This window comes from Thiomicrospira sp. R3, assembly GCF_029581415.1.
Lineage (GTDB): Bacteria > Pseudomonadota > Gammaproteobacteria > Thiomicrospirales > Thiomicrospiraceae > Thiomicrospira.
This window is the reverse complement of record NZ_CP121121.1, coordinates 86,705-100,701: the sequence shown is the minus strand read 5'-3', so window position 1 is coordinate 100,701 and position 13,997 is coordinate 86,705. Positions and strand designations below refer to the sequence as shown.

The 13,997-nt window shown below is 40.6% G+C and carries 13 protein-coding genes; all 13 read left to right on the top strand.

The annotated features are described in order from the left end of the window. The first annotated feature begins 23 nt into the window (after positions 1–23). The 13 genes from P8S55_RS00470 to P8S55_RS00410 all read left to right on the top strand — a co-directional run bounded on the left by P8S55_RS00470 (position 24) and on the right by P8S55_RS00410 (position 13,979). Positions 24–497: a hypothetical protein gene (locus P8S55_RS00470; RefSeq protein WP_289224342.1), complete on the top strand. Its 474-nt coding sequence runs from the start codon at positions 24–26 to the stop codon at positions 495–497. Positions 498–510: 13 nt separating this feature from the next. Then, complete coding sequence (locus tag P8S55_RS00465) at positions 511–1,254, top strand: hypothetical protein (RefSeq protein ID WP_289224341.1); 744 nt, start codon at positions 511–513, stop codon at positions 1,252–1,254. A gap of 611 nt (positions 1,255–1,865) precedes the next feature. Continuing rightward, positions 1,866–2,054: a hypothetical protein gene (locus P8S55_RS00460; RefSeq protein WP_289224340.1), complete on the top strand. Its 189-nt coding sequence runs from the start codon at positions 1,866–1,868 to the stop codon at positions 2,052–2,054. Further along, positions 2,051–2,545: a DUF2335 domain-containing protein gene (locus P8S55_RS00455; protein ID WP_289224339.1), complete on the top strand. Its 495-nt coding sequence runs from the start codon at positions 2,051–2,053 to the stop codon at positions 2,543–2,545. The genes P8S55_RS00460 and P8S55_RS00455 overlap by 4 nt, the downstream gene beginning before the upstream one ends. Positions 2,546–2,692: 147 nt before the next feature. Continuing rightward, complete coding sequence (locus P8S55_RS00450) at positions 2,693–3,760, top strand: hypothetical protein (RefSeq protein WP_289224338.1); 1,068 nt, start codon at positions 2,693–2,695, stop codon at positions 3,758–3,760. Beyond that, positions 3,761–5,656 (top strand): asparagine synthase (glutamine-hydrolyzing), encoded by a 1,896-nt coding sequence (asnB, locus tag P8S55_RS00445; protein WP_289224337.1) that lies wholly within the window; start codon positions 3,761–3,763, stop codon positions 5,654–5,656. Next, entirely contained in the window at positions 5,647–6,537 is an 891-nt protein-coding gene (locus P8S55_RS00440) for a glycosyltransferase family A protein (RefSeq protein WP_289224336.1), read from the top strand. Before asnB ends, P8S55_RS00440 begins: the two co-directional genes overlap by 10 nt. A 33-nt stretch (positions 6,538–6,570) precedes the next feature. Beyond that, a protein-coding gene (locus P8S55_RS00435) for an IS3 family transposase (RefSeq protein WP_503010344.1) occupies positions 6,571–8,099 on the top strand; the annotation gives its coding sequence in 2 pieces (ribosomal slippage) (positions 6,571–7,006 and positions 7,006–8,099; 1,530 coding nt in all). 101 nt (positions 8,100–8,200) lie between these two features. Further along, positions 8,201–9,298 (top strand): glycosyltransferase, encoded by a 1,098-nt coding sequence (locus P8S55_RS00430; RefSeq protein WP_289224335.1) that lies wholly within the window; start codon positions 8,201–8,203, stop codon positions 9,296–9,298. Further along, positions 9,295–10,293: an EpsG family protein gene (locus tag P8S55_RS00425; RefSeq protein ID WP_289224334.1), complete on the top strand. Its 999-nt coding sequence runs from the start codon at positions 9,295–9,297 to the stop codon at positions 10,291–10,293. The genes P8S55_RS00430 and P8S55_RS00425 overlap by 4 nt, the downstream gene beginning before the upstream one ends. Next, positions 10,293–11,414 (top strand): glycosyltransferase family 4 protein, encoded by a 1,122-nt coding sequence (locus P8S55_RS00420; RefSeq protein WP_289224333.1) that lies wholly within the window; start codon positions 10,293–10,295, stop codon positions 11,412–11,414. Before P8S55_RS00425 ends, P8S55_RS00420 begins: the two co-directional genes overlap by 1 nt. Before the next feature lie 216 nt (positions 11,415–11,630). Beyond that, positions 11,631–12,683, top strand: coding sequence for an NAD-dependent epimerase (locus P8S55_RS00415; protein WP_289224332.1), 1,053 nt, complete (start codon positions 11,631–11,633; stop codon positions 12,681–12,683). A gap of 30 nt (positions 12,684–12,713) precedes the next feature. Next, positions 12,714–13,979 carry a nucleotide sugar dehydrogenase gene (locus P8S55_RS00410; protein ID WP_289224331.1) on the top strand — a complete coding sequence of 422 codons (1,266 nt, stop codon included), beginning with the start codon at positions 12,714–12,716 and terminating at the stop codon, positions 13,977–13,979. Positions 13,980–13,997 lie beyond the last annotated feature (18 nt).

The following is a 13,997-nucleotide window of genomic DNA, read 5'->3' as shown; positions in this document are numbered from 1 at the left end:
GCCTGGTGAATGAGGAAGAGAAATTGAAACAAGATAACAAAGTCACAATATCATTTATGTTCCCTGTTACAAGTGGAGTGATGGGCGGGGTGCAAGTGCTGTTAATAAATTTGATCCCATATATTGTTAATAATGAGCTAGCGAATGTTAGGCTGTACGACTATAGTTTTGGTTTAGTTAAACAAAAACTAGATGAAAAAAATGTAACAGGTTATGAATATATAAGTCTTGATGACTCCGATTGGAGTATTCCCAATAAGGGAAATGAAACATTCATATTAACCGGTGGACTTTGGCTAAGTTACCCACATTTTTTTAAGGTAAAACAAGGCGTAAATGTTCTCATTTGGGATGTTTATTACCCATCTTGGCAGAGTTTTGGAAAAATAAAAAAGTTCAAGATCCCTTTTTTTAAAAAGAATGCTTTGAAACTTTTATCTGATAAAAACGGTGTTTTTTTTATGGAGCAAAAAGGTTTATTTTTTCCATCAAAATGAACTTATGCTAGATATGTCTGATGATGTAATTGTGCCTGTTCCTGTATACACAAAACCTAGCAATATGTTTTTGGCAAGTAACAATCTATTGAATATAACAGATAAACAATTAGTTGTAGCCTATATAGGTCGTGCAGTTGACTGGAAAATGTTTCCTTTAAAAAAAATGGTGGACGACTTAACTGTTTTGAAAAAAACAGCTAGGGTAATTGTTTATACAAATGATGCGAGTTGTTTTTCTGATTTTATTGGGTCAACGGACGCAAAAATTCAGCTTGAATTTAAGGAAGGGTATTGGGGGGACAAGCTTGCACAAGATATTTTATGCAATAAGGTCAATCTTGGCTATGCTATGGGCACAGCCGCTTTAGATTTAGCTAATCTAGGTATACCTACTATTCTAGCTGATTTTTCAACTGCAGAATTTCCAGAGAATTATACCTATAGATTTTTATATCAAGCCAGTAAAGGTAATTTGGGCATAAATGTTTGTGAAAATGATCATACAGATAGGCGTACTTTAAGTGATATTGTTGGGGATTTTAATTTACGAGCAGAATCAGAAAAATCTTACAACTACGTTAGTAAAAATCACGATATAGATAATATTGCAAAAAAAATTATTATTGTTTCAAAAAATTCAAATATGGATTTGGGTTACTTATCAAAACCAGGTGCATTAATTTATTTTTTGTTGTACTTATTAAAGCGTGTCTTCAGGAAGGATAATAAGTATTTTGGATGGGGAATAAAGTAACATGATTAACCAACACACCCCAAACCAACCAGGCCTGGTGCTTGAATCTGATTTAGCGGGCGAGTTTCCGCTTTATCTTTATTTGGAATGGTTACACTATTTCGTACCTAGATGATGTTATAAAATAATCATCTAAGGCAAACTACAGCAGATACCTTTAGAGCACATGAGTTGATTCAAGCTTTTTCAACGTCAAGGGGAATTGAGGTTCAGAATTGTTCATCATTTTCATTAATTGACGCTTACAAACGACATTAATTAAATAAGCCATGACTAAAAATTTCAGCATAATCGAAATTGCCTTCATACTAAGCTTTGTGCTTTTATCGATTTGGTTTGTGGGTCAATACGGATTCATAGGAATGAGTTATTCCTTTGCCGTGAACTATGGCCTGTATTTCATCGTGATGATCTATGCCGTATAAAGCGAATGGAGTGGTGCATGATTTAGTCATTAATTGTTCCGATGACGCATTCTAGGGGCACGCTGGCGTAGGTTATTCAGGTGGTCGGTATAGTAAGCTTACGAAACCACCAGGGCTGGTGGAAACACAATAACAAACCATTTGTGGCATAATTACAAAATGTCTGGTTAAGCAGGGGTAAACACGATGGAAAAAAGTAAATTTAGCCTTTTCAGAGGGCTTGCTCAGATTGAAGTTTGGCCTAGTCAAACTTATCAGGCGTACTTGCCAAAAGGTAGTATGGGTCTGCGTATAAACTCATATTGGATAAATACCGGTCGATATTTAAAAACAGCGGTTTCTCAGTACGAGCGCACAAAAGCAGCTGAAAAATGAACGAACAAAGTCTTACAGCGGCACAAGCTCAACAGCAAGAACAAATAGTCGAGCTTGTCGCAAAGTTAGAGCAAGGTTGCTTGACTCAATTACAGCAAAGTCAACTCGCGCTATTACTTAAAAATGCGCCCAGCGAATTCGTTTTGACGGCAACACATCATCAAAGTTTTTCAGCGCCTATTCCTCCACCGGAACAACTGAAACAATACCCCGAAGATGCTCGTAAACTTATTTTAGACATGGCGCATAAAGAACAAAGTCATGCCCATTTTATGAATGAAAAAGCGCTAACAGGCGCGATCCAAAAAGATAGGCTTGGTCAATATGTTGGCGGAAGTATTGCGATCATCGGTCTGGTCGCCGCAGCCTGGATTGCGCAATACAGTGCCGTGGCAGCTGGGATTATTGCAACGCTTGATTTGTTTGGCATGGTGGCGTTGTTTGTCGCGCCAAGATTACTGGAAAACCGAAAAACGGGCGAAAATATTTGATGGTAACATAAGTAGGCCTGCTTTATTCCACGGCGACAGCAAATACGACCACCAAGCCGCCCAAACCGCAGGCCTAGACTTCATCTTCCTAACCCAATGGACAGAAGTAAAAGACCACCAGGCCTGGTGAAAGAGGAGAAGAGATAGATGAAAATATTGTTATTAGGTGAGTTTAGCGGACTACACATGAACCTTAAGGAAGGTCTTGTTGAGTTGGGTCATGAAGCCGTTATTGCTGCGCATGGTGATGGATTCAAAAAAGTACCTTGTGATATTTCTTTGGATTCAAATTTTTCTGGACTACTTCGGAAGATTGATAGTCGTTTAAAGCCTTTATACAAATTAAATCAGTTAACTAACTATGATGTGGTACAACTGGTAAACCCATTTATTTTTGGTGCTAAATTTTTTCCAAGGCGTTTTTTCTTAAACAAAATAATTCAAGGAAACGAAAAATTTTTCTTGTCTGGTGCAGGTGATGATGCATATTTTTGGCGATTCGGAAGGGAAAAACTAAAATATGGTCCTTTTGATGATTTTTTAAAATATGACCACAAGTCAGATGTATTTAAACTCGATACAAAAGAGGCGCTGGAGTTTAATAGCTGGTTGTTAGAGAAGTCTAATGGATTAATTCCAATAATGTATGAGTATGAAAAAAGCTATGAAGGTCAACCCAAGCGCTTAAATACTATCCCCATCCCGATTAATACGAGTAAGGTTGTTTATCAAGAAAATAGAGTAGGCAAAAAATTGGGTGTTTTTCATGGCTTAAACCGATACGGTTTTAAAGGCACAAGGCATGTTGAAGAAGCCTTTAAATATTTAAGAAATAAATACCCTAATGATTTAGAGCTGGTGATTGATGGCAAAATGCCATTAGATAAATATCTTCAGTTAATGCAACGAACCAATGTGGTGATAGATCAAATGAATAGTCATTCATTAGGTGTGAATGGTGTTTATGCCTTAGCAATGGGGAAAGTTGTATTGGGTGGAGCAGAACCTGAAAGTTTGATAAGTTTAGGGGTTGAGTCTAGTCCAGTTATTAATTTAGAGCCAAACGCACAAAGTATTATTCAGCAAGTTGAAAATTTATTAGCGAAAAAAAATGAAATCCAACAAATTGGTTATGAAAGTCGCCAGTTTGCCGAAGGTGTGCATGGTCATACAAAAGTAGCGCAACAATACATAAATACATGGAGTAAACATTAAATGTGCGGTATAGCAGGCCTGGTGGATTTTGGGCGTAAAACGAATCTAGAAACCCTGAAAAAAATGACCGATGTGTTGTTTCATCGTGGGCCGGATGACGGTGGTTATTTTTTTGAGGCGTTTGAGCATTCTCAAGTGGGGTTGGGGCATCGTCGGTTGTCGATATTGGATTTGTCCAATCACGGCCATCAACCCATGGTGTTTAACCATTTAACCATGGTTTATAACGGCGAGGTGTATAACTTTAAAGAAATTCGCGCTGAGCTTGAAAAGCAGGGCTACAGCTTTGAATCCCATTCTGATACTGAGGTGATTTTAAAGGCCTATCACAAATGGGGTATCGAGGCGGTTCATCATTTCAACGGGATGTTTGCGATAGCAATTTTTGACAACCAAGCACAAACCTTAACCCTAATTCGTGATCGTGCGGGGGTTAAACCGCTGTATTGGTATCAAAAAGACGGCTTGTTTATGTTTGCCAGCGAGCTCAAAAGCTTTCATCAGCATCCTGCATTTGTTAAAGAACTTAATAACGATGGGTTGGCTTTGTTTTTACAATACGGCTATATTCCACAACCACACACCATTTTTAACCATACCCACAAGCTCAAAGCCGGACACGTTTTAACACTCAACACTCAAAATTCACAACTCAACATTGAAAAGTATTGGGATGTTATCGACTGTTACAATCAGCCAAAATTAGATATCTCAGAGCATGAAGCGCTAGAAGAAACCGAGCGATTGCTTAAGTCGGCCTGCGAATATCGTATGGTGGCCGATGTGCCAGTCGGTATGTTTTTAAGCGGTGGTTATGATTCATCTGCCGTAACTGCGTTATTGCAATCTGAGCGCACCGAAAAACTTAAAACCTTCGCCATCGGCTTCCACGAAGAAAAATTTAACGAAGCGCATCATGCCAAAAAAGTAGCCGAACACCTAGGCACAGACCACACCGAATACTATTGCACACAAAAAGACGCGCTTGAGATACTCCCCAAACTCCCCGAAATCTGGGATGAACCCTTTGGCGACGCCTCGGCCATTCCAACAACTTTGGTGAGCCAGCTAGCACGTAAAAACGTAACGGTATCGCTCAGCGCAGACGGCGGGGATGAGGTTTTTGGTGGGTATGATAAGTATAATCACGTTTTAAACATCTATTCTAAGTTTAGTAAAATCCCGGCTTGTAGTTTTGCTGCAAAGTTACTAGCTGGTTCAAAAGTCGCATATTTACCTGGGTTGAGATCAATTCCAAAACTATCAACCCGGATTATTCGTTTGGCGCAGTTGCTAGAATCGAAGAATCCAGTCATGGCTATGTCAGGTTTAAGTAAGACATTTTCAGATATTGAATTGAAGAGGATTTTAAAACGGGATACGGGCAAAGTATTGACTGGATTTGATGAGTTTTTAAGCCTTAATTCCAGCTTAACCGATTTAGACAAATTACTTGCTATAGACTACAAAACCTATCAGCTCGACGACATTCTTACCAAAGTAGATAGAGCGACTATGTCAGTTAGCCTAGAAGGGCGCGAGCCATTATTGGATTTTAACATTATCAATTTTGTCGCAAAACTAGACCCAAACCTAAAAATTCGTAATGGCAATAAAAAATACCTGTTAAAAGAAATCACACATAAGTATTTGCCAAAAGAAATCATGGATCGCCCTAAAATGGGCTTTGGCGTGCCTATATTTGATTGGTTTAAAGATGAACTAAAAGACTATTTAATGATCTATTTAGATGAACAACGTCTTGCCGAAGCTGGAATATTTCAACCAGGCCTGGTTGTAAAAATAAGAGATCAATATTTAAACGGCCAACAAACCAATATCAATCAGCTATGGTTTTTACTCATGTTTGAAATGTGGAGAGAAAAATGGATGTAGCGAAACCTTATTTTACTGTATTTACGCCTACCTATAATCGTGCTGATCGTTTGCACCGTGTCTATGATTCGCTAAAGGAACAGACATTTAAAGATTTTGAATGGTTAATTGTTGATGATGGATCGACGGATAATACTAAAGAAGTGGTAGATTCATACATATCGGAAGGCATTATGCTTATCAGGTATATATGGCAACCTAACGGTCATAAAAAAATTGCATTTAACCATGGAGTAAAAGAAGCTAAAGGTTTTTTATTTATTCCAGCTGACTCTGATGATACCTTTGATTGCGATACTCTAGAAATTTTTAAAGTTGCGTATGAGACCCAACCTTCAAACATTCAGCAAACACTTTCCGGGGTTGTTTGTCTGTGTAAGGACGAGCAGGGCAATGTGATCGGTGATGAGTTCTCCCAAGATAATTGGATAACGAATGGTTTGGAAATGCGATACAAATACCATATTAGTGGCGAAAAATGGGGCTGCATAAGAACATCTATACTAAAACATTACCCCTTTCCAGAAATAGAAGGGCATGTGCCTGAAAGTGTAATTTGGACACCTATTGCAAAAAAATATAATGGGGTTTTTATTAACAAAACATTAAGAACGTATTATGTTGATGAATGCGATAGTATAACTAACAGCGGTTACGATAAAAGAAATGCGCATGGAGCTTTTTTATTATCGAAAATGGTTTTAGAAAATGAGTTGAAATATTTTTTTTACAGTCCTTTGAGTTTTATTAAAGCAGCAGCAAACTTCACGCGCTTTAGACTAGGTGTACCCAAAACGATAAAAGAAAAATACAAACTTCGACTCGAAAATAATCAGTTAATGGGGGGGGGCCCCCTGTGTCACAATAGTTGTCGCTTTTAGTAAACGAGACAGGTAGGCGGATTAGGACGTAAAATGACGCACGTAAATACACAAAGAAAAGAAGCGATACTCAAAAAACTATTGCCACCGCACAATCAACCGGTGTCATTGATTGCGCAACAAGAGCAGATTAGCAAATCCACGCTGTATAAATGGATGGGACACGCCAAACAGCAAGGTTTAGCCGTGCCCGGTAGTCAAGCGCATAACGCACAGCATTGGTCTAATGAAGCCAAGTTGGCGGTCATTATTGAAACCGCCTCAATGAACCAGCTTGAAACCAGTGAGTACTGCCGCCAAAAAGGCCTGTTTATTGAACAGCTCAAGCAGTGGAAAGACGAGTTCACTACCCAAGCCTCACACGCCAATAGCGACCTCAAACAAGCGCACGCTAAAATTAAAGAACTGCAAACCGAGCTCAGTCGCAAAGAAAAAGCACTGGCTGAAGCGGCCGCACTGTTGGTACTACAAAAAAAGTACCGCGCGCTGCTGGGGGACGAGGCATTATGACCACCCCTCAGCAGCGCCAAGAGATTATTGACCTGATAGAACAATCCGTTCGTGAAGGGGCACGGCGTAGCGCCGCCTGTCAATGCCTGGGACTATCTATGCGCACCCTACAGCGCTGGTATCCCAAGGGTAAAGGCTACTTAGCGTTTGACCAGCGTCCCATTGCTGTGCGGTTGCGTCCATCCCATGCGCTGAGCGAACAAGAGCGTTTATTGATCATTGAAACAGTGAACCAGCCTGACTATGCCAGTCTGCCGCCTTCAAAAATCGTGCCGCTATTGGCGGATAAGGGGCAATATCTGGCCAGTGAATCGAGCTTTTACCGTGTTCTCAAAGCTCATGACCAGCTCCATCACCGAGGACGTGCTAAAGTTGCAAAAAAACCACGCCAGCCGGTGACCCATCACGCCTTTGCACCCAATCAAGTGTGGATGTGGGATGTTACCTGGTTACCCAGTCAAGTGAAGGGGCAATACTTCTATCTGTACATGGTGAGTGACCTCTATAGTCGCTACGGTGTAAGTTGGGAAGTGCATGCCGCCGAGACGGGTCACAACGCGGCTGAGCTGATGAATCAAGCGGTTATTAAGCATAAGTTATGTGGTGCACCCAAGCCGGTACTTCATAGTGACAATGGCAGTATCATGAAAAGCATGACGCTGCGGGCCAAGCTTGAATCACTGGGGATTCAACAATCGTTTAGCCGTCCTCGGGTTAGCAATGACAACGCCTATATTGAATCGTTCTTTAGAACACTCAAATACGTGCCTAATTGGCCTACAAAGGGGTTTAGTGATATTGAGCATGCACGTCGTTGGGTACAAAGCTTTATGGGCTGGTACAACGAGCAGCACCTGCACAGTCGGCTCAAGTTTGTGACGCCAGGGCAGCGTTATCGGGGTGAGGATAAACAGATACTTACCAAGCGAGCGCAGGTTTATGAACAAGCAAAGGCAAAAAACCCAGCACGCTGGCGATCTAAGGTGCGAAACTGGACACCGATAGGCGCTGTGGCGTTAAACCCGGATAATCTTGAACGGGTGAATGGATAAAATGGGATGAAAAACACGACAACTATCTTGACGAACACCGGGGGGCTTGTATTGTTATGTTCACCACTCGGCTTACTTCTTCATTTGCGAGATGCTCGTAGATGAAAAAAGCAACTTTCTTAATCAGCTCGCTCGCTGGGGGTGGTGCCGAGGCGGTGTGTGTGAATATTGCTAATGGACTGGCTAGTAGAGGGTGGCAGGTGGATTTGGTGGTGTTGCATTTAAATAATGCGGCTTATCATGATCGTGTGTCCGATAAGGTGAATCTGGTGGCCTTGGGTGTGAATCACGCACGTTATGCGTTTAACCCAATTCGTAGGTATTTAAAAGCGAATCAGCCTGAAAAGGTATTGGTTTTTAACTATGAATTGGCCGTGTTGTTGGTGTTGATACGTAGATTAACACGCCAGCCCGTTAAAATCATCGCTAGAAATATCAATACACTTTCCCAAGAGCGCCAGATTGCCCAAGGCTTTTGGCGCAAGCAGGTGGTGCAGCGTTTGATTGATTCGCTTTATTGTAAGGTGGAACATGTGATTAACCAGTGCCAAGGCATGGAAGCCGATTTGTTGGCGTTGTATCCTGCTCTTAAAGGTAAAACCAGCGTTATTTACAACCCAGTAAATCAGATTGTCGAAGATGCGGCGAAAGACATTGATTTTTTAAAGGTGAAAAAAGAAGATTATTTACTGTGTGTAGGGCGTTTAGAGCCACAAAAAGCCTTTCATTATGCGATAGAAGGTTTTGCGGGCGTTGCTAAAAATTTCCCTAACTTACGATTGAAAATTGTCGGGCAGGGTAGTTTGGAGCAGGATTTAAAACAATGTGCAATAGATTTTGGCGTGGCAGACAGAGTGGATTTTGAGGGTTTTCAAAAAGATATGATTCCATACTATTTTAAAGCACGCGCCACCTTATTAACTTCCGTTTATGAAGGCTTTCCTAATGTGCTCATAGAGTCCATCACGCTTGGCACGCCTGTAGTAGCTTTTGATTGCCCCAGTGGCCCGAGTGAAATCGTTCAAGATGGAATAAACGGATATTTGGTAAATGATAAGGATAAAGAACAGTTGATAGACAAACTTAATAAACTTTTAAAAACAGATTTTCAACCTAAAATAGTATCTGCTTCATCAAAAAGTTTTTCCGTTGAGAGTGCTATATTCGAGTATGGAAATTTGCTGAGCCAACGCATATGACACATGGATTAAAGCAACCCTTAACCTCCTACAAAACAAATGCTTATTATCGTTATGTAAGCTTTCTGATAGCTTTATTGTATGCAGCAACTTTGGTTTATTTGATACCAATGGATGATTCTATAAAGGATAGAGTCAATTATCTCACCTATGCTTCTAGTTCAGATATTATTGTTTTGCGTTATATATCTGGAGGTGTGCTTTCGTTCTTTACTAACGAACCGGTTTGGCTTGCTATTAATATTGTTTTAAATCTGTTTTTATCATCAGAGAACGTTGTTGCAGTAATCATATTTTTCTCTGCTTTTATTTCATCCTACCTAACCCTAAAAGTTAACCCAAAGTATTTTATTTTTTTACTCTTTATACTTATATTCCCGCAATTTATAGGTAAATATGTAGTTCATTTGCGACAAGGTTTGGCTATTTCTATCTTTTTATTAGCCTGGTTTACCCTTTCAAAACCTTGGCGTTGGTTTTTATTTGGATTAACGCCATTAATTCATGCCAGTTTCTTTTTTGTAATTTTTTTACTTGCTTATACTTCTGTTCTTAAAAACTTAAAATTTGCAATTGATGTAAGAACAATTGCAGTGGTGGCCTTAGGTCTAGTTTTGGGTTTAGGTTTAGGTTTTATAGCTGGTTTAGTTGGAGCGCGACAAGCTAATGAGTATGAATTTAATTCTACTGAAGTAAGCGGTTTAGGATTTTTGTTTTGGCTGGGCGTCTTTGTTTTATATTGGTTGCAAGGTCGTAGCTTTACCAGAGAAAATGCATTTGCAATAACGGTACTTGCTTTTTATTTAACCACTTACTTTTTAATTGAAGTGACTGGACGTATCTTTGAAAGTACTGTAGTAATTGTTTTGTTGGCGAGTTTAGGTTTGACCGCTTGGCGCAGAAGTGCATTTGTTGGAGCTTTTGTGCTTTTTATGCTACTGAGCTGGTTATTGAGGTTAAATCAACCTTGGTTAGGCTGGGGAACAGGTATTTAATGAAGATATTACACATAATCACGGGTTTAAATAATGGCGGAGCGGAAGGTGTTTTATATCGCCTTTGCAAATTTGATTCTGCGCATCAGCATATTGTTGTTTCGTTAATGGACGAGGGCAAGTATGGCCCTTTGTTACAAGCGCTAGGCGTTGAGGTGCATTGCTTAAATATGCCAGCCGGACGGGTTAAGTTGGCGGGCTTGCTCACGCTGTTTAAATTATTGCGTCGTCTTAAGCCTGATGTGGTGCAAACTTGGATGTATCATGCTGATTTGATAGGTGGCGTAATTGCACGTTTGGCAGGAGTGCGCAATGTATTTTGGAATATACGCCATACTACGCTTGAGCCAGGCAAGTCTAAAAAATCAACCATTATCATTGCTAAGGTGTGTGCGCGATTGAGTGGTTTTGTGCCCAAAGGTATTGTGTGCTGTGCGCAAGAGTCCGTTAAAGTCCATGCAGAGTTAGGCTATAAACGTTCAAAAATGACCGTGATTGGCAACGGCTATGATCTTGCACTTTTTAACCCTGATGATGCATTAAAGACAGAGTTTAGGAATGAACTAAAGGTAAAGCCTGATGATTTGCTTTTGGGTATGGTAGGTCGATTTGACCCGCAAAAAGATCACATGGGCTTGCTTGAAGCCTTGTCAAGGGTAAAAAAACTAAATTCATCATTTAAGTTTGCTTTAATTGGGCGCGACTTAAATACCCATAACAGGGCATTGAGTGATGCCATAAGCCAGCTTGATTTAGTGTCTAATATTTTATTACTTAACCAAAGGGCAGATATTCATGCGGTTATGAATGGTTTTGATTTATTTATTCTTAGTTCGAGAAGTGAAGCTTTTCCTAATGTATTGGCCGAAGCCATGGCGTGCGGCACACCTTGTGTGACAACAGATGTGGGCGATGCGGCGGTGATTGTGGGACAAACGGGTTGGGTTGTGCCACCTAAAGATCCGCAAGCCTTGGCGAATGCTATTTTGCAAGCCATCGATGAAAAACAAACTAACCACCAGGCCTGGTTGTTGCGAAAACAATCGTGCCGCGAACGCATAGTTAATAATTTTAGTATAGAAAAGATGGTATTTGCTTATCATCGGGTATGGATTAGTTAATGAAAATCTGTCTTATTTCTCAAAATGCGTCACCTGGTTTTTTAATTTTTCGTAAAGAATTTAAACGTTATTTAGTAGAACAAGGGCACGTTGTTTATGTGTTTGCTGACTAAGTGTTATTTTTAAGCTCAGATGTTCCAAAAGATATGTCGAGAGTGGCTATTGGCAGAAAAGGGAATTTGAGTATTTGACATCACCAGTTATGGAGGCTTTGTTTTGAAAATTTTAATCACCGGCACGGCTGGTTTTATTGGGTTTCATCTCGCTAATAAGTTGATTGCGCGAGGTGATGAGGTGGTTGGGTTAGATTCAATTAACGATTATTACGATGTGCGGGTAAAGTATGGTCGTTTGGATTATGCGGGGGTTGCGCAAGCGGATATTGCTTATAACACGTTGGTTCAATCATGCAAGCACGGCAATTATCGTTTTATTCAGTTGCAGTTAGAAGATAAAGCGAATGTAGATGCGTTGTTTAAAGCTCAACAATTTGATGCCGTTGTTAATTTGGCCGCTCAGGCAGGAGTGCGTTATTCGATTGAAAACCCACAGGCGTATATTGATGCTAATATTGTTGGGTTTATTAATATCTTGGAAGCCTGTCGGCATTTTGGCGTGAATAATTTGGCTTATGCATCTAGTTCGTCGGTGTATGGGTTAAATGAGTCTTATCCGTTTTCTACCTCGGATAATGTTGATCATCCGATGAGTTTGTATGCGGCTTCTAAAAAAGCAAACGAGTTGATGGCGCACACTTATTCGCATTTGTATGGCATTTCAACCACCGGTTTGCGGTTCTTTACCGTGTATGGTCCGTGGGGTCGACCAGATATGGCGTTGTTTTTGTTTACCAAGGCGGCATTGGAAGGCAAGCCAATTAAGGTGTTTAATAATGGCGAAATGCTGCGCGACTTTACTTATGTGGATGATATTGTCGAAGGCATTACACGTGTGATTGATAATCCGGCTAAAGCTGACCAGGCCTGGTCAGGTAAAGCGCCTGCTCCGTCTTCTTCATCTGCGCCTTATAAGGTGTATAACATTGGCAATAATAATCCGGTGAAGCTCATGGATTTTATTGAAGCGATTGAAAAAGCACTCGGCAAAACGATTGAAAAGCAGTTGTTGCCTTTGCAAGCCGGCGATGTACCCGCGACCTATGCCAATGTGGATGACCTTGTGCGTGATATGGATTACAAGCCTGCAACGCCTGTGCAACAGGGGATTGATAATTTTGTAGCATGGTATCGTGCGTTTTTTAAGGTATAGTTTTTAAAGTTTGATTTTGGAGTATTAAAAATGTCTGATTATAAAATTGCAGTAATTGGCTTGGGGTATGTAGGTTTGCCGTTGGCGGTGGAGTTCGCGCAAAAATTTACCACTATTGGCTTTGATATTGCGCAGTGGCGCGTGGATGAGTTAAATGCCGGGCATGATCGCACGTTTGAGATTGAGGATGAATACCTTGCTCGGGTAAATAAAGATTTTGGTTTTTATTCTACGGCGAATTTAGAAGAGATTCGTGATTGTAATGTGTATGTGGTTACCGTGCCCACACCGATTGATAAAAACAAACGCCCTGACTTAACCCCCTTGATTAAAGCATCAGAGTCGGTTGGCAAGGTTCTTAAGAAAGACGATATCGTGATTTATGAATCGACGGTTTATCCGGGGGCTACTGAAGAAGATTGTGTGCCGGTGTTAGAGCGGTTTTCTGGTTTAACGTTTAATAAAGATTTTTTCTGTGGATATTCGCCAGAGCGGATTAATCCAGGGGATAAGGTTCATACCGTAACCAAAATTAAAAAGGTGACGTCGGGTTCTACACCAGAGATTGGTTTGAAAGTGGATGCGCTGTATCGTGAAGTGATTACAGCAGGCACCCATTTAGCACCAACTATGAAAGTGGCCGAAGCGGCCAAAGTGATTGAAAACTCACAACGCGATGTGAATATTGCGTTTGTGAATGAGTTGGCGGTAATTTTTAACAAAATGGGGATTGATACTAACGCGGTGTTAGAAGCTGCAGGCACAAAATGGAATTTCTTGCCATTTAGACCAGGCCTGGTGGGTGGACATTGTATTGGGGTCGATCCGTATTATTTAACCCACAAGGCACAAGAATTGGGTTACAACCCCGAAATCATCTTGGCAGGGCGTCGCTTGAATGACAATATGGGGATTTATGTGGCCAACCAAGTGATTAAGTTAATGATTAAAAAAGGTCAGAAAATCGAAGGCACTAAGGTTTTGATGCTGGGGATTACCTTTAAAGAAAATTGCCCAGATATTCGTAACTCAAAAGTCATTGATGTGATTAACGAGCTAAAGGATTTTGGTACCCAGGTTGATATTTACGATCCTTGGGCGGATGCGGCTGAAGTAGAACACGAATATGGTGTATCGACTTTATCCAAAGATAGCTTGCCGAACTTTGCTGAATACGGCGCGATTGTGCTAGCGGTGTCGCATGACCAATTTGCGGATTTAAACTTGCGTCAGTATGACTCACAAGTAATTTTTGATGTGAAGGGTATTTTGAAAGACGCGGATGCGAGATTGTAATGCTAAATAATCTAACGC